30 protein-coding genes, 3 pseudogenes and 2 other annotated features are annotated in these 24656 nt (G+C 64.6%); of the genes and pseudogenes, 29 read left to right on the top strand and 4 right to left on the bottom strand.

Annotated elements, in window-relative coordinates:
• Positions 1-152 precede the first annotated feature (152 nt).
• From ACH5N8_RS06975 to ACH5N8_RS07070, 20 genes are all read left to right on the top strand, one after another.
• Positions 153-413, top strand: a complete 261-nt coding sequence (locus tag ACH5N8_RS06975; RefSeq protein ID WP_483283021.1) for a hypothetical protein — start codon at positions 153-155, stop codon at positions 411-413.
• On the top strand, positions 406-2166 hold the full coding sequence (locus ACH5N8_RS06980) for a hypothetical protein (RefSeq protein ID WP_483283022.1): 1761 nt from the start codon (positions 406-408) through the stop codon (positions 2164-2166). The genes ACH5N8_RS06975 and ACH5N8_RS06980 overlap by 8 nt, the downstream gene beginning before the upstream one ends.
• On the top strand, positions 2163-2837 hold the full coding sequence (locus ACH5N8_RS06985; protein ID WP_483283023.1) for a TubC N-terminal docking domain-related protein: 675 nt from the start codon (positions 2163-2165) through the stop codon (positions 2835-2837). Before ACH5N8_RS06980 ends, ACH5N8_RS06985 begins: the two co-directional genes overlap by 4 nt.
• A 150-nt stretch (positions 2838-2987) precedes the next feature.
• Entirely contained in the window at positions 2988-3611 is a 624-nt protein-coding gene (locus tag ACH5N8_RS06990; RefSeq protein ID WP_483283024.1) for a phage replication initiation protein, NGO0469 family, read from the top strand.
• A 14-nt stretch (positions 3612-3625) separates the two neighbouring features.
• Positions 3626-4351: a 3'-5' exonuclease family protein gene (locus ACH5N8_RS06995; protein ID WP_460028199.1), complete on the top strand. Its 726-nt coding sequence runs from the start codon at positions 3626-3628 to the stop codon at positions 4349-4351.
• Entirely contained in the window at positions 4348-4722 is a 375-nt protein-coding gene (locus ACH5N8_RS07000; protein WP_460028198.1) for a hypothetical protein, read from the top strand. The genes ACH5N8_RS06995 and ACH5N8_RS07000 overlap by 4 nt, the downstream gene beginning before the upstream one ends.
• The gene (locus ACH5N8_RS07005) at positions 4719-4961 is read left to right on the top strand and encodes a hypothetical protein (protein WP_460028197.1); all 243 of its coding nucleotides are present in this window, start codon (positions 4719-4721) and stop codon (positions 4959-4961) included. The genes ACH5N8_RS07000 and ACH5N8_RS07005 overlap by 4 nt, the downstream gene beginning before the upstream one ends.
• Complete coding sequence (locus tag ACH5N8_RS07010; RefSeq protein WP_483283025.1) at positions 4946-5431, top strand: hypothetical protein; 486 nt, start codon at positions 4946-4948, stop codon at positions 5429-5431. Before ACH5N8_RS07005 ends, ACH5N8_RS07010 begins: the two co-directional genes overlap by 16 nt.
• A complete protein-coding gene (locus tag ACH5N8_RS07015) occupies positions 5425-5598 on the top strand; it encodes a hypothetical protein (protein WP_483283026.1) in 174 nt (57 codons plus the stop codon). The genes ACH5N8_RS07010 and ACH5N8_RS07015 overlap by 7 nt, the downstream gene beginning before the upstream one ends.
• Complete coding sequence (locus ACH5N8_RS07020) at positions 5591-5914, top strand: hypothetical protein (RefSeq protein WP_460028194.1); 324 nt, start codon at positions 5591-5593, stop codon at positions 5912-5914. Before ACH5N8_RS07015 ends, ACH5N8_RS07020 begins: the two co-directional genes overlap by 8 nt.
• A 27-nt stretch (positions 5915-5941) precedes the next feature.
• Positions 5942-6400 carry a DUF5681 domain-containing protein gene (locus ACH5N8_RS07025; protein ID WP_460028193.1) on the top strand — a complete coding sequence of 153 codons (459 nt, stop codon included), beginning with the start codon at positions 5942-5944 and terminating at the stop codon, positions 6398-6400.
• A complete protein-coding gene (locus tag ACH5N8_RS07030) occupies positions 6397-6882 on the top strand; it encodes a hypothetical protein (RefSeq protein ID WP_460028192.1) in 486 nt (161 codons plus the stop codon). Before ACH5N8_RS07025 ends, ACH5N8_RS07030 begins: the two co-directional genes overlap by 4 nt.
• Positions 6879-7118, top strand: a complete 240-nt coding sequence (locus tag ACH5N8_RS07035; protein WP_460028191.1) for a hypothetical protein — start codon at positions 6879-6881, stop codon at positions 7116-7118. Before ACH5N8_RS07030 ends, ACH5N8_RS07035 begins: the two co-directional genes overlap by 4 nt.
• Before the next feature lie 13 nt (positions 7119-7131).
• Positions 7132-7848 carry a hypothetical protein gene (locus ACH5N8_RS07040; RefSeq protein ID WP_460028190.1) on the top strand — a complete coding sequence of 239 codons (717 nt, stop codon included), beginning with the start codon at positions 7132-7134 and terminating at the stop codon, positions 7846-7848.
• A complete protein-coding gene (locus tag ACH5N8_RS07045; RefSeq protein ID WP_460028189.1) occupies positions 7833-8078 on the top strand; it encodes a hypothetical protein in 246 nt (81 codons plus the stop codon). The genes ACH5N8_RS07040 and ACH5N8_RS07045 overlap by 16 nt, the downstream gene beginning before the upstream one ends.
• Before the next feature lie 81 nt (positions 8079-8159).
• A complete protein-coding gene (locus tag ACH5N8_RS07050; protein WP_460028188.1) occupies positions 8160-8393 on the top strand; it encodes a hypothetical protein in 234 nt (77 codons plus the stop codon).
• 222 nt (positions 8394-8615) lie between these two features.
• Positions 8616-8972, top strand: coding sequence for a polysaccharide deacetylase family protein (locus ACH5N8_RS07055; RefSeq protein WP_483283027.1), 357 nt, complete (start codon positions 8616-8618; stop codon positions 8970-8972).
• A gap of 600 nt (positions 8973-9572) precedes the next feature.
• Positions 9573-10804, top strand: a protein-coding gene (locus tag ACH5N8_RS07060) for an IS3 family transposase (protein ID WP_483281177.1) whose coding sequence is annotated in 2 segments (ribosomal slippage) — positions 9573-9864 and positions 9864-10804 — 1233 coding nt in all. Because the reading frame shifts where the segments join, the coding sequence is not laid out codon by codon here.
• Positions 9851-9967, top strand: a sequence feature (AL1L pseudoknot). Its footprint overlaps the gene before it by 117 nt.
• Positions 10805-11050: 246 nt before the next feature.
• On the top strand, positions 11051-11446 hold the full coding sequence (locus tag ACH5N8_RS07065) for a thiol-disulfide oxidoreductase DCC family protein (protein ID WP_483283028.1): 396 nt from the start codon (positions 11051-11053) through the stop codon (positions 11444-11446).
• Positions 11443-12894, top strand: coding sequence for a cryptochrome/photolyase family protein (locus ACH5N8_RS07070; protein ID WP_483283029.1), 1452 nt, complete (start codon positions 11443-11445; stop codon positions 12892-12894). The genes ACH5N8_RS07065 and ACH5N8_RS07070 overlap by 4 nt, the downstream gene beginning before the upstream one ends.
• A gap of 49 nt (positions 12895-12943) precedes the next feature.
• On the opposite strand, the gene ACH5N8_RS07075 is transcribed toward ACH5N8_RS07070, so the two are convergent.
• Positions 12944-13591: a hypothetical protein gene (locus ACH5N8_RS07075; protein ID WP_483283030.1), complete on the bottom strand. Its 648-nt coding sequence runs from the start codon at positions 13589-13591 to the stop codon at positions 12944-12946.
• A gap of 132 nt (positions 13592-13723) precedes the next feature.
• A complete protein-coding gene (locus ACH5N8_RS07080; RefSeq protein WP_483283031.1) occupies positions 13724-14260 on the bottom strand; it encodes a WbuC family cupin fold metalloprotein in 537 nt (178 codons plus the stop codon).
• 427 nt (positions 14261-14687) lie between these two features.
• On the opposite strand from ACH5N8_RS07080, the pseudogene ACH5N8_RS07085 reads away from it, so the two are divergent.
• The 8 genes and pseudogenes from ACH5N8_RS07085 to ACH5N8_RS07120 form a co-directional block, all read left to right on the top strand.
• Positions 14688-15680: pseudogene (locus ACH5N8_RS07085) on the top strand (IS5 family transposase); the annotation flags it as partial.
• 51 nt (positions 15681-15731) lie between these two features.
• A protein-coding gene (locus tag ACH5N8_RS07090; protein WP_483282500.1) for an IS3 family transposase occupies positions 15732-16963 on the top strand; the annotation gives its coding sequence in 2 pieces (ribosomal slippage) (positions 15732-16023 and positions 16023-16963; 1233 coding nt in all).
• Positions 16010-16126 (top strand) — a sequence feature (AL1L pseudoknot). (Overlaps the previous gene by 117 nt.)
• A 36-nt stretch (positions 16964-16999) precedes the next feature.
• A pseudogene (locus tag ACH5N8_RS07095) lies at positions 17000-17682 on the top strand (IS3 family transposase); the annotation flags it as partial.
• Positions 17683-17976: 294 nt separating this feature from the next.
• Complete coding sequence (locus ACH5N8_RS07100) at positions 17977-19059, top strand: IS110 family RNA-guided transposase (RefSeq protein ID WP_483281294.1); 1083 nt, start codon at positions 17977-17979, stop codon at positions 19057-19059.
• 16 nt (positions 19060-19075) lie between these two features.
• Positions 19076-19372, top strand: a pseudogene (locus tag ACH5N8_RS07105) (IS3 family transposase); the annotation flags it as partial.
• 40 nt (positions 19373-19412) lie between these two features.
• On the top strand, positions 19413-19640 hold the full coding sequence (locus ACH5N8_RS07110) for a response regulator (protein WP_483283032.1): 228 nt from the start codon (positions 19413-19415) through the stop codon (positions 19638-19640).
• A 102-nt stretch (positions 19641-19742) separates the two neighbouring features.
• Positions 19743-21077, top strand: a complete 1335-nt coding sequence (locus ACH5N8_RS07115; protein WP_483283033.1) for a YihY/virulence factor BrkB family protein — start codon at positions 19743-19745, stop codon at positions 21075-21077.
• A gap of 203 nt (positions 21078-21280) precedes the next feature.
• Positions 21281-22318 carry a cytochrome-c peroxidase gene (locus tag ACH5N8_RS07120; RefSeq protein ID WP_483283034.1) on the top strand — a complete coding sequence of 346 codons (1038 nt, stop codon included), beginning with the start codon at positions 21281-21283 and terminating at the stop codon, positions 22316-22318.
• Positions 22319-22374: 56 nt separating this feature from the next.
• Here the strand turns inward: ACH5N8_RS07120 and ACH5N8_RS07125 are convergent, their stop codons facing one another.
• Both ACH5N8_RS07125 and ACH5N8_RS07130 read right to left on the bottom strand, forming a co-directional pair.
• Complete coding sequence (locus ACH5N8_RS07125) at positions 22375-23643, bottom strand: YfiM family lipoprotein (RefSeq protein WP_483283035.1); 1269 nt, start codon at positions 23641-23643, stop codon at positions 22375-22377.
• Between the two features lie 27 nt (positions 23644-23670).
• A complete protein-coding gene (locus ACH5N8_RS07130; protein ID WP_460027545.1) occupies positions 23671-24075 on the bottom strand; it encodes a hypothetical protein in 405 nt (134 codons plus the stop codon).
• A gap of 223 nt (positions 24076-24298) precedes the next feature.
• Here ACH5N8_RS07130 and ACH5N8_RS07135 point away from each other — a divergent pair, with 223 nt between their 5' ends.
• Positions 24299-24631 (top strand): hypothetical protein, encoded by a 333-nt coding sequence (locus ACH5N8_RS07135; RefSeq protein WP_483283036.1) that lies wholly within the window; start codon positions 24299-24301, stop codon positions 24629-24631.
• Positions 24632-24656 lie beyond the last annotated feature (25 nt).

Raw genomic sequence — 24656 nt, forward strand, 5'->3', positions numbered from 1 at the left:
GTCCGGGCACATGGCTTGCGTCCTGCCCAACGTCCGCACATCGGCATGGTGATCGTTCGCGCGGGCTCTCTGTCCGCGAAGGTGATGATGGACGAGTCCTTATCCATTGCCATGCGGGCTGCCCGGTTCATGAGGTTGTGGATGCGCTGGGCATGGAACTCTCCGACCTGTTCCCTACCCGTGAAATCGACTACCCCCACCATGCACCGCACAAAGGCATCATCGGGCGGGGACGGGTTAGGCGTGTGCCTTGGCGCGACCTGTTTGAAGCGATCCAGCGCGACCTAACGGTGTGCAGCTTGGCGTTTTCCGACATGGCGAATGGGAAAACCTTCAGCCCCGGCGACGCCGCGACCATCGCCAAGATGGCTTCGCACCTGGCGGATGAAATCAGCGAGGTCTGCCATGGATGACCTCAACGGCTATTACGAGAAGGCCGATGCCGAGGCGAAGCCCGACCTGATCGACCCTGCGACCGGCAAACCAAAGTCTCAAGCCACCCTATTGATCGAGCTTGGCAGCCGCTACACGCTCTTCCACGACCAGGACCGCAACGGGTACGCCATCGTGCCGCGCAAGGAGGCGCGGGAGGTGTGGCCTATCCGATCCATTGGGTTCCGTCACATCCTGGCCGGCGAGTTCTTCGAGCTCACGTCAAAAGGATTCAACCGCAACGCCGCGGCTGATGCGCTGGATACCCTGGAGGCGAAGGCGATCCATACCGGCAAGCAGAAGCCCGTTTATCTGCGCGTGGCGCGTGTGGACGGGGCGCTTTATCTCGACCTGTGTGACGAGCAATGGCGCGTGATCGAAGTGAAGCCGGGCGGCTGGCGCATCCTCGACAAGAGCCCTGTTCACTTCATCAGGAAGTCTGGCATGTTGCCGTTGCCGGTTCCGGCCGGCGCTGGCGATCTGGGGCGCTTGGCCGAGCTCATCAACCTGGACCGGGAGGCCGGGCACCTGGAGTTGGTTATCGGCTGGATGTTGGGGGCCATGCGGGGCCGGAGTCCGTATCCGATTCTGGTGTTGCAGGGCGAACAGGGCACCGGCAAGAGCTCCGGCAGCCGGATCATACGCCGCTTCATCGATCCCTCGACCGTACCGCTGCGGGCTCCACCCAAGGAGGCGCGAGACTTGATTGTGTCCGCGACCAACAACCATCTGGTGTGCCTCGACAATCTTTCGGGCATCAACGCCGACATTTCAGACTGTCTGTGCCGGTTTGCGACCGGGGGCGGGCTGGACATGCGGAAGTTATACACCGACGCCGAATCGGTCACGATCGACATTCAACGCCCGGTCCTCGTCAACGGCATCGATGACATTTGCCACCGCCCGGACCTGGCCGAGCGGGCCGTGATCCTGCACTTGCCCGTACTGGATGCGCCTACTCGTGTCACAGAGTCAAAATTGAGTGAGGAGGTAGATAGATACGCCCCGTCGATCATGGCCGGGCTGCTGGATGCGCTGGTTTCAGCCTTGACCCATGAGGCGACCACCCACCTGGAGCATAAGCCGAGAATGGCGGACTTCGCGGTTTGGGCAACGGCAGCCGAATCGGCCACCCCCTGGCCGCGAGGCGGTTTCATGAAAGCCTATCAGGCCATGCGGGGCCGGGCCATCGAGGAAGGGATTGATGCCTCACCCGTGGGCAGTGTGCTGGTCGAGTACCTGCACGGGCTGGCACCCATCACGGAGTGGAGCCCAACCCCCACTCATCTGTACCAAACCCTGACCGACAGGGCCGGCGACCGGGCCAAGTCGCAAGCCTGGCCGCGTACACCGCGAGGTCTGGGACAGGCGCTCAACCGCATTGCGCCCAATCTTCGCGCCATTGGAATTACCTGGACCAAGAAGGACAACGACGACCGCTCTTATCGATTCGCCGTGCAGTCTCCGAAAAAAACGCCGGAAGCGCCGGAAGCGCCTCAACCCGCGCCACATAAGGGTTTCAGGGCCGGCGCTTCTCAGGCGCATACCGGCGGACAGGCGGATAGAAGCGCCGAAGCGCCTGATGTAAAAACAGAAGCGCCGGGCGATATTCTCAATAAAAGCAATGGTCTAGGCGCATCAGGCGGAAAAGGCGCTTCCTCCGCCGACTGCACGACGATGACGGCGCGTGATTTCATGGCGACCACATCCGCGAGCACATGGGGCGAAGCATGAACGGCGCTGCCTATGTCGAAAAAATCCGATCAGCCGGTTTCGATCTGCGGGCCGATGGCGACCGGCTGCTGGTCTCTCCGGTCGATCAACTATCGGATGGCCAGCGCCAATTCCTGCGATCCCATAAGGCCGAAATCCTCGACACCCTGCGGCAATCGGGCCGGGTCATGGAGGCAGGGCAGGGTGGGCAGGATGTGCCACCCGCCAATGATCCCGACCAGGGCCGCGTCACGGTCCACGTGCCCAGCCTGCGGTTAGCCAATGGCCGGGCCGTGGCCTGCGATCTGTCCGTGCCTGCGAATCGCTTGCCCGAACTGGAAAAGGCGCTTGGTATCCAGCACCAGACGCCTGGAACCTTGCCGCCCGAACTGGTTCATGTGGCCCTGGCCATCTGTAAGGCATACGGCGACGGAGATGCTCACCAGGCGGCGATGCTGGAGGACTTGCGGCATTACCCACCCGCCCAGTTCCCGGCGCTCCTGGAGCATTTCCGGGCCAAGCTGGCCCCGGTTCGCTGCGTGGATTGCACTTATGCCCTTATCGATGCCGGTATTGCCCAGTGTCGGGCCGGAGTGGAATCCGGTTTGCCGATCCGAGGGTATTTTTATACGAGTCCGCATGTCTGCCCCTGGCACTTCAAAAGCCGGGATTCTCCCAATGCAGAAAAATAACAGCCGGAAAACAGACGAATAACAGAGCGCGAGTTATAATATTCGCTCCATCCAATCTCACCCAATAGGTGTTACATCCATGAAGACCGTTACCAGACCGTTCAAGAAATCCATGTTTTACCCATTCCATCGATTGAAGGAGATTTTCCAATGGGATTATCCGTGTCTGATGCCGGGGGCTCATTCGAGCTTCCACCCGCTGGCGTTCATGTTGCCCGCTGCTACCGCCTGATCGATCTCGGTACGCAGACCTCCAACTGGCAGGGAAAAGAAACCCGCCAACCGAAAATCTCCCTCGCCTGGGAACTGTTGGGCGACGAACGCACGTCCGACGGCCGGCCCTTTTCCATCACCCGCCGCCTCACGGCCAGCCTTGGCGAAAAGGCCACGCTACGCGCCCTGCTCAAGAGCTGGCGCGGGCGCGACTTCACCGCCGAGGAGCTCAAACGCTTCGATCTCAAGACGGTCGTCGGCGTGTATGGTCTCGCGAACGTGGTTCACGAGACCCGCGACGGTAATACCTATGCGAATCTCGCCAGCCTGATGCCTTTGCCAAAAGGCATGCCCAAACCGGAAGCGGTCAACGGCATTCAGGTATTCGATCTGTCCAATCCGGACAATAATGTCTGGGAACAGCTTTCCCAGAAAATGCAGGAAACCATTCTCGAATCCCCCGAGGGCAAAGCTTGGTTCAACGGCCATCCCGCCGCACCTGACCCCACGACAGAACCAGTGGGGGCCGGGGTGGATTTCGATGATGAGATTCCGTTTTGAGGGGGGTGGATCAGATGCGCATCTTCATTGACGTGGAAACCATGCCGACGCGCGATCCCGCAGTCATCGCGGAGATTCGGGCGAACATCAAACCGCCGGCAAACTACTCGAAACCTGAATCCATCGCGCAATGGATGGAGACCAAGGGCGAGGAGGCCGCGGCGGAGGCCATCGGCAGGACTGCCCTCCAGCCGGAGCTGGGCGAGCTGATCGCCGTCGGCATCGCCGTCGAGGATGACCCGGTCCAGGTGCTGGTTCGCGATCCGTCAGAGGCCACCGACGCCGGCCTGTTGCGGGCGGCCATCGGCTACATCAACGACGCGCTGGAGGATGCCGGCCTGGAAAGCCCGACCGACGGGGAGCGCATGTTCCGGCCGGACCCGTGGTGGATCGCCCACAACGCGGCGTTCGACCTGGCCTGGCTGTGGAAGCGGGCGGTAATCCACGGACTCTCGCTGCCCTTCAAGTTGCCGAGCCCGACCGAGGCGCGGCACGGCAAGACCCACTACTGCACGATGGAAGCATGGGCAGGGTACCGGGACCGCATCTCGCTGGATCGGCTCTGCCGCACCCTGGGCATCCCGTCGCCGAAGGCGGGCGAGATCAGCGGCACAAACGCCTGGCAGTTCTGGGAGCGCGGGGAGATCGAGGCTGTCCAGGCCTACTGTGCTGGCGACGTTGAGGCGGCGCGCGCCGTGTATCACCGGCTGTTCTCCGTCAACAGCGGGGTGGCGGCATGAGTACGACCATCGCGACCATCCTCGACACCGGGCGGTTCAGCGACCGGGATCTGGCCCTCACGGAATTTGTCGGACCCGCCGGGCGGATGCTCCAGCTGACGCAGGGTCTCGGCACCGAGCTGGGGCCAGATGAACCCGGCTTCGTGCAGCTGAGCCTCGTTGACGCCTATCAGCTGATCGCGGCACTGGCCGGGTGGCTCAAGAGCGAGTCGAGCCGACGCGCCGATGTGTTGGCCGAGCTGCTGGCCCAGCACGAGGCGCTGCGCAAGACGTGGGTGCGGGACGCGGTCGAGTGCCAGCGGTTCATCGATGAGCTGGCCGTCCTGGGCGTTCCCGTCCGGTTGCTGGACACGGTCCGGGAGGACGCATGAGCAACTTCGAGATTGCCGAGGTGGCCGTGTGCCAGACGCCGGACGGGGCCACCTTCCCGATTCGCAAGGACGCGGAGCGCCACCTGGTGCGGCTGGCGATCGACCATCGCATCGACCGCTACCTGGCCCGGCTTGAGGTCGGCGACAGAGGCAAGTCCCGAGCTGGGGCCTGCCTGCGTCGCTTCCTGCTGTGGGAGTCCGGCCTGGACGAGGAGGTGCCGCCATGTCGCGAAACCTGACATTGGGCATCGACCCCGGCTTGCACGGCGCGGTGGCCATCATCGAGGGGCGGGAGGTCCGGCTTCTCGATGACCTGCCCACCGTCCAGTTCAGCACTGCCCGGATCAAGCATCGCATCGACGCGGCCAGCCTGGCCGAGCTGCTGGCGCCGTTCGCGGACGCCGTGCGGATGGCGGTCATCGAGAAGGTGGCTGCACGCCCAGGAGAGGCCCCCTCCGGGGCGTTCTCGTTCGGGTACACCTCCGGTGCCATCGCGGGCGTGCTGGGCGCTCTGCGCGTTCCGGTGACGACAGTGGCCCCGGCTGTCTGGAAACGGGCAATGAGGCTGGGGGCCGACAAGGACCTGAGCAGGGCACGTGCCCTTGAGCTGTTCCCCGCCGTGGCCGACCGGCTGGCCCGCAAGAAGGACCATGACCGGGCCGAGGCCTTGCTGCTGGCGGCCTGGGGCGGGAGGGACGCGTCATGCTGACAAGGCTGCTGCGCAGTCTGTGGCTGGCGCCGCCCGGCTGGAAGCTGGTGCCGAAAACCCCGACGCTGGCGATGATCCAGGCCGGCCATGAGGCCGCTCGTGGTGGCGTGGTCGGTGTCTGGAAGGCGATGGTCGACGCCGCCCGGGACGGAGATTTTCATGCCTGACATCACAAAGTTCGAGGCGGCCATGCAGCGGTACGCGGCGCTGGCCGAAGCCGGGCAGGGCGATACCCGCGAGGCCGGGCAGGCGCTCAATGAGGCCTTCGACCATGCGCCCGCCTGGTTCATTGAAGGGGCCAAGCGCAGGCTGGCCGAGGCGGGCCTCAAGGTGCCTGAACCTTGCGGACTGGACTCGGCCGGCCGGCCGGTCTACGCGGTCACGGACATCGCGGCGGCCATGGGCGTCGAGCTGGCCTCGGTGGTCGGGTTTATGGACGGACTGGGCATTGAGCCGGCAACAATGGCGACACGGGTCCAGTAGGGAATTCTGAAATAAGCAGGAGGCGACATGAGCGATCACGAACCCCGCAGCCCAGGCCAGTGGAAGCCCGGCCAGAGCGGCAATCCAAAAGGCCGGCCGCCCGGCTCGCCCGACAAGCGGGGCAAGTTCCGGCGGGCAATCCAGGAGCACGGCGACGAACTGGTCAAAATCGTCCTGAGGTCCGCCCTGGCAGGCGATCCCCAGGCGCTGAAGCTTTGCCTCGAGCGGATCGCGCCGCCGCTTCGGCCGTCCGCCGAGCCCATCCACGTTGACATCCCCACACACGCCACGGCCCATGAGCAGGCCGCGGCGGTGCTGGGCGCCATCGCCAGAGGGGAGGTTGATCCGGTCAACGGCAAGCTGCTGGTGGACATCATCGGCACGGTCTCCACCCTCTCCGAACTCCCGGCCATCCTGGCTCGACTGGATGCCCTGGAGAGTCGGGGGCACATCATCGAACACGCATCAGGAGATTCTGATTCATGAAAAAGTACCTGAACCACGTTCAGCAGTGCCTGGCCTACGCGGGCCTGGCGGTGCTGGACTGCCAAACGATCTACGAACTTGAGCCCTGGAGCTGGCCGCACAGGGTGTCGGCCACGCTGGATTCCGTCCATCCGCTGAAACTGGCGCACGCCCTGATCGCCTGCCTGCCGGGGCTCCACTTCATCGAGTGCGACCTGGCCGGCCGGCGGGTGCTGGTGGCGGCCAGAAGCCTCCTCAGCATCGAGGACCGGCTGGAGACGCTGACCGGTCACCGTCCTGCCGCGATCAAGGAGGTGAAGCCGACCACCGCCGCTTTCCTGGAACAGACCCGGGTGCCGGAGGTGAAGCAGCCGCTGGAGCTCGAATTCCCGCCGGACTTTGATCCAGAGGCCTTCGCGGCGGCCATCCCGCGGCACGATTGTCCCCGGCGGGTGCAGATGACCGCGAAGCTGCGCCGCTGGCACGAGCTGAACCCCGCGTGAGCAGCACCCGGCTGGCGACGGTCCGGCGGCGGCTGGATGGCCTGGAATGGCTGGCGGGCATGAAGGGGCGGCAACACGTTGCGGTGATCTTCGTCGACCCGGAAGGTGCGCTACCCACCTCGGCCAGCGCTGACCGGGCGTATTCGCGGCAGCCTGAGGAAGGCGAGCAGGCCTTTATCGGCCGCGTCATGGCATCCCTCCCGCAGGGCTGGCGCGGCTTTGTTTTTATCGAATAATCAGGAGAACCCTATGGGCATCGAGCTGGAACACTACCTCAGCGCCACCGAGCGGGCCGCGCTGGAGGATGACGAGGTTGGAGCGGGTACAGCCACCGGCAGCCCAACCCATGACGCCGAGCCGGTCATTGTGGAGGAAATCGAGAACGCCACGCTTTTGCGGCTGGCCGAGTCGACCGCCACGCCGGCGGTACTGGGACAGGCCATCACGGAGCTGGTCGCGGCCAAGGACGCTCTGGAGTCGGCCTACGAGGCGGGCGACAGCGAGCTGACCTATGCCGAGCACCGCGCCAAGCTGCGCGAGATCGATGCGGCGCTGCTGGACCTGAACGCCGAGCGGGCCGAGGCCGGCCTGGTGCACAGGATGGCCGGCGAGGCGCGGCAGAAGGATTGGCGGCGGCAGATCGAGGAAACGCGGCGCGAAGCCGGGCGGCTGGGGCTTGATCTCAAGCCGGGCAGCGAGCTGGAGGCCCAGTGGGACCGGGCTGTGAAATATCTGGGGGCGGACCCAGCCAACAACCATCGCGATGCCGCGTGGTTCCTGAGAGAGGCGCTGAACATGGTGGCCGCCAGGCACGGCAAGCATCCCGCCACCCGGGACGACCATCGGCCCGGCGCGGGATCCCGGGGCGCTGCTCCGGCGGACCTGGAGGGGCTTAAGGGCCTGGCGCTGGAACAGGCGCTGGCGCGGATGAGCCCCGAGCAGGCCGACCAGTGGCTGAACAGCTGATGGCCCGGGCCATGCGGGACGAGGAGACCTACAGCGCCGCCATGGCCGCCCTGGAGCAATTGCGGCAGGCTGGCCGGGGGCAATCCAGGCAGGCGGCTTTCCTGCTCATGACGGCGGCGGAACATGCCACCCCGGAGCAGGCGCGCGCGATCCTTGCCCGGAAGCAGCCGCAGCCAAGCGCCACAACAGACGCCAATGGCCAGCGCGATTACCGCGCCCTGTGGCGGTAGCCCACACCCGGCAACCTGCCCGGAACCCCGGTCGGCGCCCGCCACCGGGGTTTTTTACTGACCTCTGCATGGATACCGCGCATGGCAACATCCTCCCTTGATCCCGTCCTGGTCGGCAACCCACGCCCCCTGCTGGCGCTCTGGACCGCCGTGCTGCACCGCGCCCTGCTGGACTACCGGGCCGGCGGGAAGGAGCGGGAGAAGGTCGCGTGGTGGCTTACCACCCGCGACTTCTTGGCGGTCTGCGAGCTGGCGGGATTCGAGCCTGATGGCGTCAGGCGGGCATTCAGCGTGGGGCGCGTACCGCAAGACTGAAAACCTCGGGGGTAAAGCTCCAGCGGGTGAGCTTGGGCGGCTTTCTCAAATCTGGCCGACATCGCGCAGGTTCACCAATTTGAACTCCCATCCCCAGACCCAGCCTGCGGCGCGGGGCCTGGTACTCGCATCGCCTTTTGCTGTCGCCATGCTTGCCGGACGAAAGGGTCCGCCACGACGTAAACGCCATAAGACGGGCGCACGATCACATCCGCCCCGATCATGCAGCGGTACGGCATTCCGGGCATCGCCTTCATCACCACCGCGCTGGTCGAGAGCGAAGGCTATCTCGGCTGGCAACAGGTCCGTGAATTGCGCGACCTCGGCCTTGTCATCGGCTCCCATGCCCATACCCATCGCTCGTTGGGGCGAATATCACCGGAGGCGGCGTGGCAGGAAGCCGTGTGCTCCAAACAGCTGCTGGAGCAGCAGCTCGGGCAGGCCATCAACAGCTTTGCCTACCCGTTCGGCATGCGTTTCGACGAGAACCCCACGACCGCCCGGCTTCTGGCCACGGCCGGTTACACCAGCGTGTTCATTGCCCAGCATGGCGTCATCCGGCCCGGCAGCGATCGATGAGCGGATGTCTGACCAGGGGGGTTACATTCACGAAACCGGGTAAAAAACCGGGTACAAATCGCGGGCCGTAATCGAGGAAAACGGAAAAGACGAGGCTTTGAAGGCCCTACTGTCGGTTTAACGTCTAACTGGTTAGTCTGGTCCTCAGCAGTCCGCAGAAGTTCAGAAACGCTCGCAAGTCATTGATTTAAAGGGATATTTTAGGTCGACGGCGTTCGCGAGTATCCGAGGGCTTTTGGTTTGTTTGGGGGCATCGTTGGGGGCATGAAGTCCATGCCCCCAGGGTGAAGCGGGGGCATGCCCCCAAATCACACGTAACACCTTGTCGCAGATGATGTTTTTGGGATGGGTGCCCAGCCCTCCCTGGACGTAGCTTCAACGACAGGGGAATGCCTCGACAACAAGTCGAAACCCTCTCTGACAGTCTGTACCCCGGTGCATCCGCGCCGATGCTGCCCCCTATATCCGAATTCGACCATTTCGAAATTTGGAGCAGCCATGCAGACCGACGTACCAGAGACGCCAGCAGCTAACTCAGCTGGCACAAAGATGAACGGCCCCGGGTTTTGAGGAGGCTCCAACACTTGAGAAGATGGAGCCATGAACAAGTCAACAAAGTTCTCACCCGAGGTGCGCGAGCGCGCTGTGCGCATGGTGCAAGAGCACCGGGGCGACTACCCGTCGCTGTGGGCAGCCGTGGAATCGATTGCGCCCAAGATTGGCTGCGTGCCGCAGACGCTGCTGGACTGGGTCAAGCGCGAGGAAGTCGATGCCGGCCAGCGTGATGGCCTGAGCAGCAGCGAGCGCGAACGCCTCAAGCAACTGGAGCGTGAGAACAAGGAGCTGCGCCGCGCCAACGACATCCTCAAGGCCGCCAGCGCGTTTTTCGCCCAGGCGGAGCTCGACCGCCGTTTGAAGAGCTGAAGCGCTTCATCGACCAGCACCGCAACATGTTCGGGGTCGAGTCCATCTGCCAGGTGTTGCAGATGGCCCCGTCGTGTTATTGGCGCCACGCGGCCCGCCGGCGCCGGCCTGAACTGCGCAGCGCCCGCGCCCAGCGTGACCAGGCCCTTGCGGCTGACATCCAGCGCGTGTGGCACGCCAACTGGCAGGTCTACGGTGCCGACAAGGTCTGGCTGCAGATGAACCGCGAAGGCATCCGGGTGGCGCGTTGCACGGTCGAGCGGCTGATGAGGCGCCTGGGGCTGCAGGGCGCGCGTCGAGGCAAGAGCGTTCGCACGACCACGCCAGATGCAGCAGCGCCGTGCCCGCTGGACCGGGTCAATCGGGTGTTCAAGGCCGAGCGTCCCAATCAACTGTGGGTGTCGGACTTCACCTACGTCAGCACGTGGCAGGGCTGGCTGTACGTGGCCTTCGTCGTCGACGTGTTTGCCCGGCGCATCGTGGGCTGGCGCGTCAGCCGCACCATGCAGACGGACTTCGTGCTTGATGCGCTGGAGCAGGCCCTGTACGAGCGTCAGCCCGCTGCCAATGCCCTGGTGCACCATTCGGACAGGGGGTCGCAATACCTGTCCATTCGGTACACGGAACGCCTGTCCGAAGCCGGCATCCGACCCTCGGTCGGGAGCAAGGGCGACTCCTACGACAACGCGCTGGCCGAGACCATCAACGGGCTGTACAAAGCCGAATGGATTCACCGCCGGGGCCCCTGGAAAACCAGGGAATCCGTGGAACTGGCCACCCTGCAATGGGTGCATTGGTTCAACCACATCCGACTGCTCAAGCCGATTGGGGGCATCCCTCCGGCAGAAGCTGAGGCAAACTACTGGCGGCAACTCGCCAGTGAGGCCGCCACATCGGCCTCAACTTAAACCAACTGGCCTCCTCGATACCCGGGGCCGTTCACACACCAGATGAGCCGGTAACCGCGCCGGAACCACTCGCCGGGCGTCATGGCGAAAGCGGGCCTGGTCGTTCTCTAAGCCTGCGGACGGGCCACCGCGACTATCTGGCCTTTCATCGTGACAGGGTGTGGCGCGGTTGACGTGCCTTGCCGGCGAACTTGTGTCCCCGGCCCGTCTCTAAGCCGCTTCTTTCCACCTTCCGGAGGCTGTGGCGTGGATGAAATCTGCAATCCTGTCATCGTGTTCTACGATGGCGGCTGTCCGCTTTGCCGGCGGGAAATCGACCACTATCGGCGCATCGCCCGTGAGTTGCCGTTTACCTGGGTGGACGTCACCCGGCCGGAGGCGGACCTGGCCCGCCATGGGCTGGAGCTTGAGGCTGCCCTGCGCCGGTTCCACGTCATCGACCGGGCAGGCACCCTGCACAGCGGGGCCCGCGCCTTTCTCGCGCTGTGGTCGGAGCTTCCCGGCTATCGCTGGCTGACCCGCCTGGTGCGCGCGTTCGGTCTCGCCCCGCTGCTGGACGGGGTTTACGCGCGGTTTGCCGGATGGCATTTCCGGCGGCGCTGCGCGGCCGGGGCATGCGGCTTGCCGGGTGCGTCCCCATGACGGCCGGCACGGCCATCGTCTGGTTCCGGCGCGACCTCCGGCTGGCCGACAATCCCGCCCTGCTGACAGCCCTGGCGTCCGCCGAGCGCGTCATTCCGGTGTTCGTCGATGCGCCGGAAGATGCCTCCGGCTGGGCAATGGGCAGCGCCAGCCGCTGGTGGTTGCACCACAGCCTGGCGGCCCTGGAGCGCTCGCTCGCCGAGCGCGGGTCGCGGCTGATCATCCGGCGCGGCGAAGCCGGTGCCGAACTGCGACGCCTGCTGGCCGAGACCGGCGCCCGTCAGGTGTTCTGGAACCGCCTCTACGAACCTGCGGCGATCGCGCGCGATGCCGCCATCAAGCGGCTGCTGCGCGAGACGGGGATCGATGTCGCCAGCTTCAACGCGGCGCTGCTATATGAGCCCTGGGAGATTGGCCGCGGCGGCGGCGAACCTTACCGCGTTTTCACGCCATTCTGGAAGGCGATGCAGGCCAGGGGCCTGGAGCCTGTGCCGGAGCCGGCACCCTTGTCCTTGCCGCCGGTACCGCCGGATCTGGTCTCGCAACCCCTCGCCGAGTTGCGGCTGCTGCCGGGGATTCCCTGGGATGCCGGCTTCCATGCGCATTGGCAGGCCGGCGAGGCGGGGGCCTGGGCGCGACTGGAGGAATTCCTGGAGGCCGATATCCGGGGCTACCGGCAACGGCGGGATCTGCCTGGCGAGCCCGGCACCTCGCGGCTGTCGCCGCATCTGCATTTCGGCGAAATCTCGCCGCGACAGATCGTCAGCGCCATGCGCGATCGGGAAGTGCCTGCCGCCGACAGCGGCGCTGGCTGCTACCTCCGGGAAATCGCCTGGCGCGAGTTTGCCCATCACCTGCTGTTCCACTTCCCGCATACGACCGATGCGCCCCTGGATGCGCGTTTCGCCCAGCTGCCCTGGCGCGAGGACGGCGCTGACGAGATCGGGCGCTGGCAGCGTGGCGAGACGGGGTATCCGGTCGTCGATGCCGGGATGCGCGAGCTGTGGCGGACCGGCTGGATGCACAACCGCGTGCGCATGATGGCGGCTTCGCTGCTGACCAAGAATCTGCTGGTTCCCTGGCAGCGGGGCGCGCGCTGGTTCTGGGACACCCTGGTGGATGCCGATCTCGCCAACAACAGTCTGGGTTGGCAATGGACCGCCGGCTGCGGGGCCGATGCCGCGCCGTATTTCCGGATCTTCAACCCGGTTCTGCAGGGCGAGCGCTTCGACCCGAAGGGGGAATACGTGCGTCGCTGGGTGCCGGAGCTGGCCCGGGTGCCGGACGAATGGCTGCACCGGCCCTGGGAAGCGGGGGCCGAGCGCCTGGCTGGCTGGGGCATCCGGCTCGGCGAGCACTATCCGCGGCCGATCGTGGATCTCAAGCTGAGCCGGGAACGGGCACTGGCCGCCTTTGGCGCGCTCAAGGCGCCTCCCGCCTCGGCGTGATGGGCAGGGGGGTTGCCGGCGCGCCGGGCGGTTCGGCAACCCGGATCGGTCAGCGGCGGTAGGGGCGGCTGGCCGAGCTGGCGCGCTGCGGCGGCTGGATGTCGATATCGATGGCCTCGATCAGCCGCGCCACCACCATGTCGCCCGCCTTGATCTCGTTGAAGCGGCGGATTTCCGGCTTGGCGGTGAACTGCATCAGCCGGCCTTGCGGGCCCTTCAGCGTGATCTTGCGGTTCTGGTAGTCGATGTCGACCACCTTGGCCGACAATTCGTAGGCGCGGACGATGGCCGCTCCGGGCTTGGCGCCCCTGACCGGCTTGATTTCCTCGACCTCCTCCCAGGCCGGCTTGCCGCCGGGGCCGACGACGAAGATTTCCACCTGGTCGCGGAATGCCGCCTTGATGGTGTCGCCGACGCCGATTTCGTTGAAGTTCCTCACCTCGGGACCGACCTTGACCTTGGCGACCTTGTCGTCCGGGAATTTCAGCGTGAGGATGCGGTTCTTGCGGCTGATGGCCTGTACCCGGGCGCTGAGGGTCATGTCGATCTGTTCGACGAGCGAGGGTTTGTCGGCCGGTCCGCTGGCTGTCTGACCGACGCTGGTGGTCTTCTTCTTCGAGGAGCAGCCCGTCAGGGGGGAGCTGGCCAGCACGGCAACGGTACTGGCGACGATCAGAGAGCGGAAGGTTGATCTCATGGGAGTCCGTGACTACGCGGGTTTCAGACGATTGAAAAAGAATCGCCGCATTGAAGCGGCCTGTCCGCAGTTTAGCAAGTCGGGAAAAACTTGCGCAACGCGCCCGGGACGGGCCTTTTCAAGGTGGATGCCTCAGCCCGGACGGGCGCTTGCCGCGCCGGTGCATGCCGGAGACGGTGCCGCCTCGCCAACCTGCGCCCGCTTCAGCCAGTCGAGGTAGGCGGCGCGATCGGGGCTGTCGTCACGGGGCGACCAGGCCGCGAAATCCGGCTCCGCGACAGGCGTGTAGGGACCGGGTTTGACTTCCAGCAGGATGGTGCCCGGGCGCAGGGCAAGCAGGGTATGCCAGCGATAGGCCGGCAGTTCGATGGCCAGGGTTCCGCCATCCGCCACCAGCTCGATGCGCTGCGTCACCCGGCCGTGGTCGTCGAAGGTCAGGGCGACGGCAGCGCCACGGACGCACATCAGGCATTCCCAGCCAGTGTCGCGGGCGTGGCGGTGAGGCCGGACATACGTGTCAGGGTCCAGGGCATTGAAGAGGCGCTGGACCGGATCGTCACTCGATGTGTGCAGGTTGAGGTTGCTGCGTCGCCGTGGGCTGGCGCTGGCCCGGCCGGCCAGGTGGTCGAGGTCGGTCGAGCGGATGCAGGTGATGGGGCGGGTGCTCATGGCGGTTGTCATCATCCTGCCGGGGCTCCCCGGGAGCCGGGGGAGATGTGGCCGATGCCGGATAGGTCATGTGAGGCCGGGTAGGCGCCCGTCACGGGCTCTGCCGGGCAACCGGGCATGCCCCCCGGATGGCGTGTCGCGCGTGGCATCTAAGCAAGGCCGTGAGCGGCTGCCCTGGAGACTCTGGACATCGGGCCTTCAGGAAATTGCATGATCTGACGATACTAGAGATGGCTCTCGGTGTCCTGGCCAAGCGGTATGGGCTGACCGGGAACCCGTCTGCGGAACACGCACCCAATAGGTAGTCCGAGCTGAATAACTCTTAGTCCTTTGATTTGCTTTATAAAAGGACCATCTTTTAAGGTCTGGAATTGCCAGAATTGAGATAATAGAGCCCTGTTTTCTTGCAAATTCTGTCGGGGTTTTTATGGGACCTAAGCCGTCGGGACTGCAAACGGGAGATCTGTTCAGACACCCGTTGGTCGAGATGATCAACCTCAAGCATCCTCTGGTGAAACTCGCGGATGTGATGGACTGGACGTTGATCGAAAACGCCTTCGGGGCCCCTTTTGCGAGTACGACCGGGCGGCCGGCGTTGTCCCCCCGGTTGGTGGCTGGCTTGCTCTATCTGCAGCACGCCTATGGCTGTTCCGATGAAGAGATCGTGAACACCTGGACGGAGAATCCTTACGTCCAGTACTTCACGGGCGAGATCTACTTCCAGACGGAAGCACCCATGGATAGCTCCAGCCTGACCTGCTGGCGTCAGCGGATCGGAGAGGCAGGCGTGGAGTCCATGTTGATGGTCACCCTGGCTGCCGCCCAGCAGATCGGTGCGGTAAAAGCCGTCAGCTTTGACCGGGTGATCGTTGACACCACGGTCATGCCGAAAGCCATCGCGCATCCCACCGATAGCCGCCTCCTGGAGCGAAGCCGCCAACATCTGGTCAAGCTGGCTGACGAACACGGCATTGCGCTGCGGCAAAACTACAACCGTGAAGCCCCACGGATAGCGGCCCAGATTGGCCGTTACGCGCATGCCAAACAGTTCAAGCGGATGCACAAGGCGGTCAAGATCTTGAAGACACGGGTCGGACGGGTGTATCGCGACGTGCAGAGAAACCTGGACCAGATTCCGGAAGCCCATCAGGCCAGAGCTCGCGATCTGCTGTCTCGCGTCAACCGGATTCTGACCCAGCAGCGGAAAGACAAGAACAAGCTGTATGCCCTGCACGCTCCGGAGGTTGAGTGCATTTCCAAGGGTAAAACCCGGACACCTTACGAATTTGGGGTGAAGGTGACGGTGGCCACCACACTCAATGAAGGACTCGTGGTCGGTATCCGATCCATGCCGGGGAATCCATGGGATGGTGACACGCTGGAGGAGACAGTTGAGCAGGCCAGCATTCTCATGGACAGAATGAACGGCCCCGGGTTTTGAGGAGGCTCCAACACTTGAGAAGATGGAGCCATGAACAAGTCAACAAAGTTCTCACCCGAGGTGCGCGAGCGCGCTGTGCGCATGGTGCAAGAGCACCGGGGCGACTACCCGTCGCTGTGGGCAGCCGTGGAATCGATTGCGCCCAAGATTGGCTGCGTGCCGCAGACGCTGCTGGACTGGGTCAAGCGCGAGGAAGTCGATGCCGGCCAGCGTGATGGCCTGAGCAGCAGCGAGCGCGAACGCCTCAAGCAACTGGAGCGTGAGAACAAGGAGCTGCGCCGCGCCAACGACATCCTCAAGGCCGCCAGCGCGTTTTTCGCCCAGGCGGAGCTCGACCGCCGTTTGAAGAGCTGAAGCGCTTCATCGACCAGCACCGCAACATGTTCGGGGTCGAGTCCATCTGCCAGGTGTTGCAGATGGCCCCGTCGTGTTATTGGCGCCACGCGGCCCGCCGGCGCCGGCCTGAACTGCGCAGCGCCCGCGCCCAGCGTGACCAGGCCCTTGCGGCTGACATCCAGCGCGTGTGGCACGCCAACTGGCAGGTCTACGGTGCCGACAAGGTCTGGCTGCAGATGAACCGCGAAGGCATCCGGGTGGCGCGTTGCACGGTCGAGCGGCTGATGAGGCGCCTGGGGCTGCAGGGCGCGCGTCGAGGCAAGAGCGTTCGCACGACCACGCCAGATGCAGCAGCGCCGTGCCCGCTGGACCGGGTCAATCGGGTGTTCAAGGCCGAGCGTCCCAATCAACTGTGGGTGTCGGACTTCACCTACGTCAGCACGTGGCAGGGCTGGCTGTACGTGGCCTTCGTCGTCGACGTGTTTGCCCGGCGCATCGTGGGCTGGCGCGTCAGCCGCACCATGCAGACGGACTTCGTGCTTGATGCGCTGGAGCAGGCCCTGTACGAGCGTCAGCCCGCTGCCAATGCCCTGGTGCACCATTCGGACAGGGGGTCGCAATACCTGTCCATTCGGTACACGGAACGCCTGTCCGAAGCCGGCATCCGACCCTCGGTCGGGAGCAAGGGCGACTCCTACGACAACGCGCTGGCCGAGACCATCAACGGGCTGTACAAAGCCGAATGGATTCACCGCCGGGGCCCCTGGAAAACCAGGGAATCCGTGGAACTGGCCACCCTGCAATGGCTGCATTGGTTCAACCACATCCGACTGCTCAAGCCGATTGGGGGCATCCCTCCGGCAGAAGCTGAGGCAAACTACTGGCGGCAACTCGCCAGTGAGGCCGCCACATCGGCCTCAACTTAAACCAACTGGCCTCCTCGATACCCGGGGCCGTTCACGGAGTTGGAGGCGGAAAACGCCCGGTTGCGCAAGGACCTGGCTGAAGCCCGACTGGAGCGCGACATTCTAAAAAAGGCGACGGCGTACTTTGCCAGGGCGTCGCTGCAAGGTACGCGTTCATGAAGCGATCGAACGGGGTGTTTCCGGTCAGCCTGATGAGCCGTGTGCTCGGGGTCTCCCGCAGCGGCTACTCCGACTGGCTACGCCGAGCGCCCTCGGCGCGCTCATGGGAAGACGAGCGGCTCAAGGTGGCGATCAAGGCGGCCCACACGCGGTCTCGCGAGACGTACGGTGCGCGTCGTCTGCAGCCTGAACTGGCGAGCGAGGGGTTTGTCGCAGGGCGCGACCGGATCGCGCGCCTGCGCCGGGAGTTGGGGCTACGCTGCCGGCAGAAGCGCCGCTTCAAGGCGACCACGAACTCCAGGCATGATCTGCCGGTCGCGGAGAATCTGTTGGGGCAGCAGTTCTCGCCGAGTCGGCCGAATCAGGTCTGGGTGACTGACATCACCTACATCCCCACGGACGAAGGGTGGCTGTACTTGGCCGGCATCAAGGACGTCTTCACCTGCGAACTGGTTGGCTACGCGCTGGGCGAGCGGATGACTCAGGTGCTCACGCGCCAGGCGCTGTTGCGGGCGATCGACCACAAGCGCCCGCCTGCGGGGTTGATCCATCACTCGGACAGTAAGAATGTCTTCGCCCGTGGTTCCTGGGCGGCCTGATTCTCACAACGATCGACCAGCCAGGGATGATAGGGCACTGCGATGTGTTCCAGGCGGCTTGCCCCCCACTCCGATCGACTGAACTCCGTGTCTTTCCCCGGACCTGTCGGCCACCTGGAAACGCTTTGCGGTGAGGCAAGACCTCGCCGGTGCCTGTGACTCGAGAAGGGCCTGACGTCCTGTCGCTTTACTGTCTTGTCCAGACATTTGGTTCAGGTAACGCCATTCCCCAGGGTCCAGAACCGGAGAGTTCTCATGTCTGAGCATCAGCATCCCATCAATCGCCGCGTGGTTGGCGGCGTCGACACGCATAAAGACCTGCACATGGCCGCCGTGGTCGATGAGCACGATCACGTATTGGGCACCGAGTGCTTTGCCAGCACTCGCCAAGGTTACCGACAGATGCTCGCCTGGATGCGATCTTTTGGCGAGGTCATCCGCGTCGGCGTGGAGTGCACGGGGACCTATGGCGCCGGCTTGCTGCGGTTCCTGCAGACATCCGGCGTCACGGTGCTGGAGGTGACCACGCCTGACAAAACGGATCGTCGTAAACGAGGCAAGGATGATGTCATCGATGCGCAAAACGCCGCCCATGCTGCCTTCGCGGGCACGCGCACGGTGACGCCCAAGCGCCGGGACGGCATGATTGAGTCCCTACGGGTCCTGAAGGTGTGTCGTAAGACCGCAGTAGCCGCCCGCCGCGTCGCCCTCCAGATGATCCAGACCACCATCGTGGCAGCTCCCGATGAGTTGCGTGAGTCCCTCAGAACCCTGACCCGCATGCAACTCATCCGGACCTTGGCCGCCTGGCGTCCTGATCTGACCGATTATCGTCAGGTGGCCTCGGCTTACCGGATCACCCTGAAATCCTTGGCGCGGCGCTATCTGGAACTCCATGACGAAATTGCCGACCTGGATATCATGATTGCAGGCTTGGTCCAGGAATTGGCGCCCGACCTGATTGCGCGAAACTCCATCGGTTATGAATCGGCCGCACAGTTGCTACTGACGGCCGGCGATAACCCCGAGCGCTTGAAGTCGGAAGCCAGCTTCGCCGCGCTCTGCGGCGCCAGTCCCGTGCCGGCCTCCTCCGGTAAAGTTACCCGGCATCGCCTAAACCGCGGCGGTGATCGAGCAGCCAACAGCGCGCTGCACATCATCGCTATCGGCCGGTTGCGGACCGATCCGCGCACCCAGGCCTACGTGGCAAAGCGGATTGCCGAGGGACATTCTAAGCTCGAAGCCCTTCGTTGCCTGAAGCGGTACATCGCCCGCGAGGTCTTCGGCCTGATTCGGAAACGTAATCGCGACATCAACCAGGTTCAAATTACCCCTTGACACTTAGAAGGGCGTCCGCGGCAGCCAGTACTGTGCCCATGACTACCGGGCGCTGCTCGAGCAGAGCGGGCTCGTCGCCTCGATGTCGCGCAAGGGTAACGGCTATGACGATGCGCCGATGGAGAGCTTCTGGGGCAGCCTCAAGAATGAGCTGATCCACTCTCGTCGCTTCCAGACTCGGGCGCAGGCCGAGGCGGCGATCCGCGAATACATCGAGATCTTCTATAACCGCCAGCGGCGCCACTCGCGCCTTGGCTATCTGTCACCGGCCGTGTTCGCAAAGAACTTCAGGGAATCGGCCGCGACCCACTGAGGCGAGTGTGTCCGATATTGTCAGGAAACCTCACATCCAGATGCCCGTCATGGACGGACTCACGGCAACCCGGGCGATCCGCGAGGATCCCGATATCGCCATGCTGCCGGTCATCGCGCTGACGGCCGGTGTGCTAGCCGAAGAGCGGAAAAAGGCACTGGCGGCCGGTTTCACCGACTTCATCGCCAAGCCCGTCAATCTTGAGGAAATGGTTGCCCTGCTCGGCGCCTTGCCGATCCGAACGGTGCGGGACGCGACGGCCGGATAAGGGCTCGCCGGGGGAGCCGGCGACGCGGGGTCACGCCGGCGGGGCGGCAAGGGCAGGGCGTTTGTGGCATGCTCCGGCATTGCTCGCTGCCCTGGTTCACTCATGCCCGCCTTGCTTTCCCGTCCCGATCGGCTGGTCCTTGCCGGCCAGCAATGGCTGCAACTGCTGAAAATCTGGCTGGTGGCCCTGTACCGCAGCATCCGCGAAGAGGGCCTGGATTATCGGGCCACCAGCCTGGCCTACACCACCTTGCTGACCATCGTGCCCGGCCTGGCCTTCATCTTTTCGCTGCTGAAGACCTTCGGCGTCAACCGGCACCTGGAGCCATTCCTGCTGGAGCTGCTGGCGCCGCTGGGCGACAAGGCGGCCCTGCTGACCGACAAAATCCTCGACTTCGTGACGCGGATCAACGTGGGTCTCCTGGGATTCATGGGGCTGGCGGTGCTGATCCATGTCTCGGTCGCCATGCTCGGCAAGATCGAGACGGCCTTCAACCATATCTGGCGGGTGACCCAGCCGCGCACACTGGCGCGGCGGACGGGCGACTACATCAGCGTGATCGTCCTCGGGCCGCTGCTGATGTTCTCCGCCATCGGCCTCACGGCATCGATGCCGGCCGCCGCCGCGGTGCGCCGGCTGATTGCCCATGAGCCTTTCGGCACGCTGTTTTTCCTGGGCGGCAAGCTGCTGTCCATCCTGCTGGTCATCGCGGCGTTCACGTTCGTCTACCTGTGCATTCCCAACACCCGCGTGCCCTGGCGCGCGGCGCTCCTGGGCGGAACGGTGGGGGGGCTGGCCTGGAAGCTGGTCGGCTTCCTGTTCGCGCATTTCGTGACCACCTCGGCCAGCTACCACGCCATCTATTCCAGCCTGGTCATCGTCATCCTGTTCATGATCTGGCTGGATCTGTCCTGGCTGATCCTGCTGATCGGCGGCCAGGCTGCCCTGTATTTCCAGCATCCCTGTTTCCTGCAGGGCCATCGGCGTTTCGAGGATCTCGGCAGCCGCACCCGCGAGGGGCTGGGGCTGTCACTGATGGTCCTGATCGCCCGCCGCTATGTGGCGCAGGAGCCGCCGGTTTCCTGCGATGTGCTGGCCGATCGGCTGGGGCTGCCCTGGGTGACGGTCAAGGAGGCCCTGGACCGGCTGCGCGCGTCCGCCCTAATCGAGGAGACCGCCGACGAGGCCTATCTGCCGGCGCGGGATATCGACGGGGTGACGGTGCGCGAAATCCTCGGGCATATGCGCACCGACCCGTGCCCGCAGGTGCCGTTCCTTCAGTATCTTCCCGGCGCCGGCCTGTTGCCCGAGGTGGACGCGCTGTTGAATCTTCTGGAGGGAGAGGTGGCCGTCTCGGCGCCGGCGTCGCAGAGCCTGCGCGCCCTGGCCCTGTCGGGCTGGGCGCCGATGAACTACCCGGGCCGGACCCTGTCCTAGCCGGCGGTTCTTCCTCTCCTTTATGACCCGCCGCAAGGCGGGTCTTTTTTTCGGAAATCTCGCGGGTGCCGGGGTTGCGCCTTCACTCGCACGCGGTTGCAAAGACAGGAGGGTTTCTCTATAAGAGGGACCCGACGCCCCGACCGGGCGGGAACAGAACAAGATCGAACGATCCGTATTGCTCACTCAAGGAGGTTAATCGCATGTTCATGATCAAGAGAACGCTGGGCGCCATGACCCTGGCCCTGGTTTCCCTCTCCGCCTCGGCCATCGAATGGCAGGCGCTGCCCGGCAAGGCGCCCGAGCCTGCCGGCAACCCGACGACGCCGGCCAAGGTCGAACTGGGCAAGATGCTTTATCACGATCCACGCCTGTCCGCGAATGGCGTCCTCTCCTGCAACTCCTGCCACAACGTCATGGGCGCCGGCGATGACAACCGCCATGGCTCCATCGGCGTCAAGGACCAGGTCGGCGGCCGCAGCGCGCCGACCGTCTACAACGCGGCGTTCAGCTCCGTGCAGTTCTGGGATGGCCGTGCCCCCAGCCTTGAGGAGCAGGCTCGCGGTCCGGTGACCAATCCCGCCGAGATGGGCATGAAGAGCTGGGATGATGTCGTCGCCCGTCTCAAGGCGATGCCGGACTACACCCGCGCCTTCGCCGCGGCATTCGGCGGCGAGAACAGCGTGACGGCGGACAACGCGGTCAAGGCCATCGCCGCCTACGAGCGGACCCTGATCACACCCAACAGCCCCTACGACAAGTACGCCCAGGGCGACAAGGGGGCACTGTCCGAGCAGCAGGTGCGTGGCATGAATGCCTTCGCCGAGGTCGGCTGTGTCGGTTGCCATTCCGGTCCGGCCTTCAACGGTCCGGCTCTGCCCGAGGGCACCGGCTTCTACCAGAAATTCCCCGCTTACGAGAATGGCGTACTGGAGGCCAAGTACGGCTTCAGCCAGGATCTCGGCCGCTTCGAGGCGACGCACGATGCCTCCGACAAGCATTTCTTCCGGGTGCCGACGCTGCGCAATGTCGCCCTGACCGCGCCCTACTTCCACAACGGCAAGGTGCGGACGCTGGAGGAAGCCGTCAAGGTCATGGCCAAGGCGCAGCTCAACAAGGAACTCACCGACGCCCAGACGGCCGACATCGTCGCCTTCCTGAATGGCCTGACCGGCGAATTCCCGAAGATCGAGATGCCGCGCCTGCCGGCCTACGCCAACAAGGCGTTCCCGACCGAATAAGGCGAATCATCGCGCCGGCACAAAGCCAGCCTTCGGGCTGGCTTTGTGTTGTCCGGTCAGTATTCGCGGTAGAGGGGCAGGGCGCGAATGCGGGCCGCGATCTCGCCACGCATGGCCTCGTACTCCGGGCTGCCGATACCCTTGAAGCGCCTGCCGAACTCCTCGCTGTGCATGCTTTCCGGCAGGTCCTTCAGTTCGGGAAGGAACTGCGACTCGGCGATCGGCTGGTTCAGCAGCGCCTGGAGGCGCCGGGCCTTCTCCGGCGAGCGCACGGCGGTCTTGCCGAGCAGTGCGCCGGCCTCGTCGGCGGCCAGGTCGATGAAGCTGAAACCGCTGCCGTCGTGGGTATCGTGCAGCTCCTTGGCCAGGCCGATCATTTCCACCAGTGTGCCCTGGCCGGACATCGCCATGCTGGCCGCACCGAGAAAGTGCTTGGCGGTATCGACGCGCTTGTTCAGCAGCACCCGGCGTGGCGGTGGCTGTCGACCCGTGCCCAGCATCGACGACAGATTCTTGCCGTTGGCATAGGCGCTCAGGACCACCAGGGCCGCGCGGTTTTCCTCGACCGGGTCGGCCCCCTCCTGGCTTCGCTGCTGCGCCAGCTGGAACAGGGGCGGCAGCAAGGAGGTCAGCCGCACGTACAGGTGTTCCCCCCGACGTTCCAGGATATCGGTGAGCCTTTCCTGATAGACCAGCAGGCGGCGCTTGTCGGCCACATCCATCAGCAGGCCGCGGAGTTCCCCCAGCACTTCCCGATTCCAGTGCACGACCAGCCTGAGTCGGTCATCCTCGATCCCGACCGAGGCGACCATGTCTTCGGCGAGCTGCGCATACCGCGTCAGCGGCGGCAGCCTGAGCAGCAGCCTGACCAGGCCATTCGGCAGCACCAGGTCGCCGATTCGCAGGCGTTGCAGTTCGAATTGGCCGCTGCCGGTGTCGACGAGCAGCCGGATGTTGAGAAACAGCGAGGAAAATCCTGGCGGCCAGGCCAGGCTGACCTGGCCATCGATCAGATAGTCGTGGAAGGACACCTGTGCCTGGGCCGGCAGCCGTTTGCGGGCGATGGCCAGGCTGGCGGCCATGGCCAGGTCTTGCGCCGTGAGAGTGAACTGCTTCACCTCATGATCGGTGATGCTGCCAGCCAGCTTGGCCCCCAGCGCCTGGCGTGCCTGGGCGGGATTGGCCAGCGGTTCGCTGCCGGCCAAGCCGGGGTGTGTCTGCAGCGCCAGCGCGAGCAGCGTTCCCGCACCGAGCAGCAGCGATGCGGCCACGAGCAGCGCGCCCCTGACCACGCCTCGTCCCCGACAGCCCAGGCAGGCGGACATGGCAGCCGGTTTCGGTCGGTCCGGGGGTTATTGGCTGTCCGCGTAGACGTTCCAGGTATGCAGCTGATGGCAGCCGTCGACACTCATCCCCATGACCCTGATCCAGGCGCGTCCGGCGACGACCGGTTCCGGCAAGCGTGCGTCGACCTGGAAGCGCCCGCTGCGCTTGGGGGTTATGGTGATCTCGACCGGTTTCAGGTTGACCTGAACCTTGATCGACGAGGGCTCGGTATTGTCCGAGGCGGTGAAGGAGAAGCGTTCCAGCCGATTCACGTGGGCATCGCTGGCCGGTGTTTCCTCGAAAAACCGGGGATCGGTGCAATCGGTCAGGACGGCGCCATGGTGCCCGGTGGGCAAGGCCCAGCAGGTGGCCGCGGGCAGGAACATGCAGAGGGCAAAGACGGACAGCCATTTTGGTCGGCGATGGTGCATGGCGAAAACCTCATCGGGTGGGGGGAGCTAAAAGATACCGTGCCGGCAGAATTATTGCGCATTTTGCAACGTTGTTGCGGTTTGGCATCATTCCGTCCGGCAGTTGCCCGCCTTCAGCCGCGTCCAGCTTGTGCTAGAATGCGCGCCTTTGCGAGTGGCTGTGTACAGCGCCGCTGCCGGCACATCCCCGTTATCGAACACTCACCTTCAGGATCCATCCCTCATGAAACTCGACCAGACCCTGGTGAAGGTATTCAAATTCATTACCTTCGTCTTCTTCAGCTTTACCGCGCTGCTGTATGTCGGCGTATTGCTGCTGTTGCCGCTGGATGTCCTGTTCCAGATCGTGCGCCTTTTCCACGCGATGGGTCTGCCCACCGTGATCGCGGCGGCCCTGGGTATCGGTGCGGTTGGCTATCTCGGTCTGCAAATCTCGAAAATGCCGGCGCTGTGCGCCCTGGTCGTCGATATCGGCAAGCAGCTGGTGGCCTTCGGCCATGCGCAGATCAGGCGTTGCGATGCGCTGATCGCGGAAACCGGCCAGAGCGGCGCCTGAGTTCGACCGCGCCGTCGGACAGCCC

It is taken from the genome of Methyloparacoccus sp. NF-16, assembly GCF_056880625.1.

Excerpts from the sequence above, each read along its gene's own strand:
- ACH5N8_RS06975 (WP_483283021.1), top strand. The coding sequence starts at position 153 with ATGGAACTCTCCGACCTGTTCCCTACCCGTGAAATCGACTACCCCCAC.
- ACH5N8_RS06980 (WP_483283022.1), top strand. The coding sequence starts at position 406 with ATGGATGACCTCAACGGCTATTACGAGAAGGCCGATGCCGAGGCGAAG.
- ACH5N8_RS06985 (WP_483283023.1), top strand. The coding sequence starts at position 2,163 with ATGAACGGCGCTGCCTATGTCGAAAAAATCCGATCAGCCGGTTTCGAT.
- ACH5N8_RS06990 (WP_483283024.1), top strand. The coding sequence starts at position 2,988 with ATGGGATTATCCGTGTCTGATGCCGGGGGCTCATTCGAGCTTCCACCC.
- ACH5N8_RS06995 (WP_460028199.1), top strand. The coding sequence starts at position 3,626 with ATGCGCATCTTCATTGACGTGGAAACCATGCCGACGCGCGATCCCGCA.
- ACH5N8_RS07000 (WP_460028198.1), top strand. The coding sequence starts at position 4,348 with ATGAGTACGACCATCGCGACCATCCTCGACACCGGGCGGTTCAGCGAC.
- ACH5N8_RS07005 (WP_460028197.1), top strand. The coding sequence starts at position 4,719 with ATGAGCAACTTCGAGATTGCCGAGGTGGCCGTGTGCCAGACGCCGGAC.
- ACH5N8_RS07010 (WP_483283025.1), top strand. The coding sequence starts at position 4,946 with ATGTCGCGAAACCTGACATTGGGCATCGACCCCGGCTTGCACGGCGCG.
- ACH5N8_RS07015 (WP_483283026.1), top strand. The coding sequence starts at position 5,425 with ATGCTGACAAGGCTGCTGCGCAGTCTGTGGCTGGCGCCGCCCGGCTGG.
- ACH5N8_RS07020 (WP_460028194.1), top strand. The coding sequence starts at position 5,591 with ATGCCTGACATCACAAAGTTCGAGGCGGCCATGCAGCGGTACGCGGCG.
- ACH5N8_RS07025 (WP_460028193.1), top strand. The coding sequence starts at position 5,942 with ATGAGCGATCACGAACCCCGCAGCCCAGGCCAGTGGAAGCCCGGCCAG.
- ACH5N8_RS07030 (WP_460028192.1), top strand. The coding sequence starts at position 6,397 with ATGAAAAAGTACCTGAACCACGTTCAGCAGTGCCTGGCCTACGCGGGC.
- ACH5N8_RS07040 (WP_460028190.1), top strand. The coding sequence starts at position 7,132 with ATGGGCATCGAGCTGGAACACTACCTCAGCGCCACCGAGCGGGCCGCG.
- ACH5N8_RS07050 (WP_460028188.1), top strand. The coding sequence starts at position 8,160 with ATGGCAACATCCTCCCTTGATCCCGTCCTGGTCGGCAACCCACGCCCC.
- ACH5N8_RS07055 (WP_483283027.1), top strand. The coding sequence starts at position 8,616 with ATGCAGCGGTACGGCATTCCGGGCATCGCCTTCATCACCACCGCGCTG.
- ACH5N8_RS07070 (WP_483283029.1), top strand. The coding sequence starts at position 11,443 with ATGACGGCCGGCACGGCCATCGTCTGGTTCCGGCGCGACCTCCGGCTG.
- ACH5N8_RS07075 (WP_483283030.1), bottom strand. The coding sequence starts at position 13,591 with ATGAGATCAACCTTCCGCTCTCTGATCGTCGCCAGTACCGTTGCCGTG.
- ACH5N8_RS07080 (WP_483283031.1), bottom strand. The coding sequence starts at position 14,260 with ATGAGCACCCGCCCCATCACCTGCATCCGCTCGACCGACCTCGACCAC.
- ACH5N8_RS07100 (WP_483281294.1), top strand. The coding sequence starts at position 17,977 with ATGTCTGAGCATCAGCATCCCATCAATCGCCGCGTGGTTGGCGGCGTC.
- ACH5N8_RS07110 (WP_483283032.1), top strand. The coding sequence starts at position 19,413 with ATGCCCGTCATGGACGGACTCACGGCAACCCGGGCGATCCGCGAGGAT.
- ACH5N8_RS07115 (WP_483283033.1), top strand. The coding sequence starts at position 19,743 with ATGCCCGCCTTGCTTTCCCGTCCCGATCGGCTGGTCCTTGCCGGCCAG.
- ACH5N8_RS07120 (WP_483283034.1), top strand. The coding sequence starts at position 21,281 with ATGTTCATGATCAAGAGAACGCTGGGCGCCATGACCCTGGCCCTGGTT.
- ACH5N8_RS07125 (WP_483283035.1), bottom strand. The coding sequence starts at position 23,643 with ATGTCCGCCTGCCTGGGCTGTCGGGGACGAGGCGTGGTCAGGGGCGCG.
- ACH5N8_RS07130 (WP_460027545.1), bottom strand. The coding sequence starts at position 24,075 with ATGCACCATCGCCGACCAAAATGGCTGTCCGTCTTTGCCCTCTGCATG.
- ACH5N8_RS07135 (WP_483283036.1), top strand. The coding sequence starts at position 24,299 with ATGAAACTCGACCAGACCCTGGTGAAGGTATTCAAATTCATTACCTTC.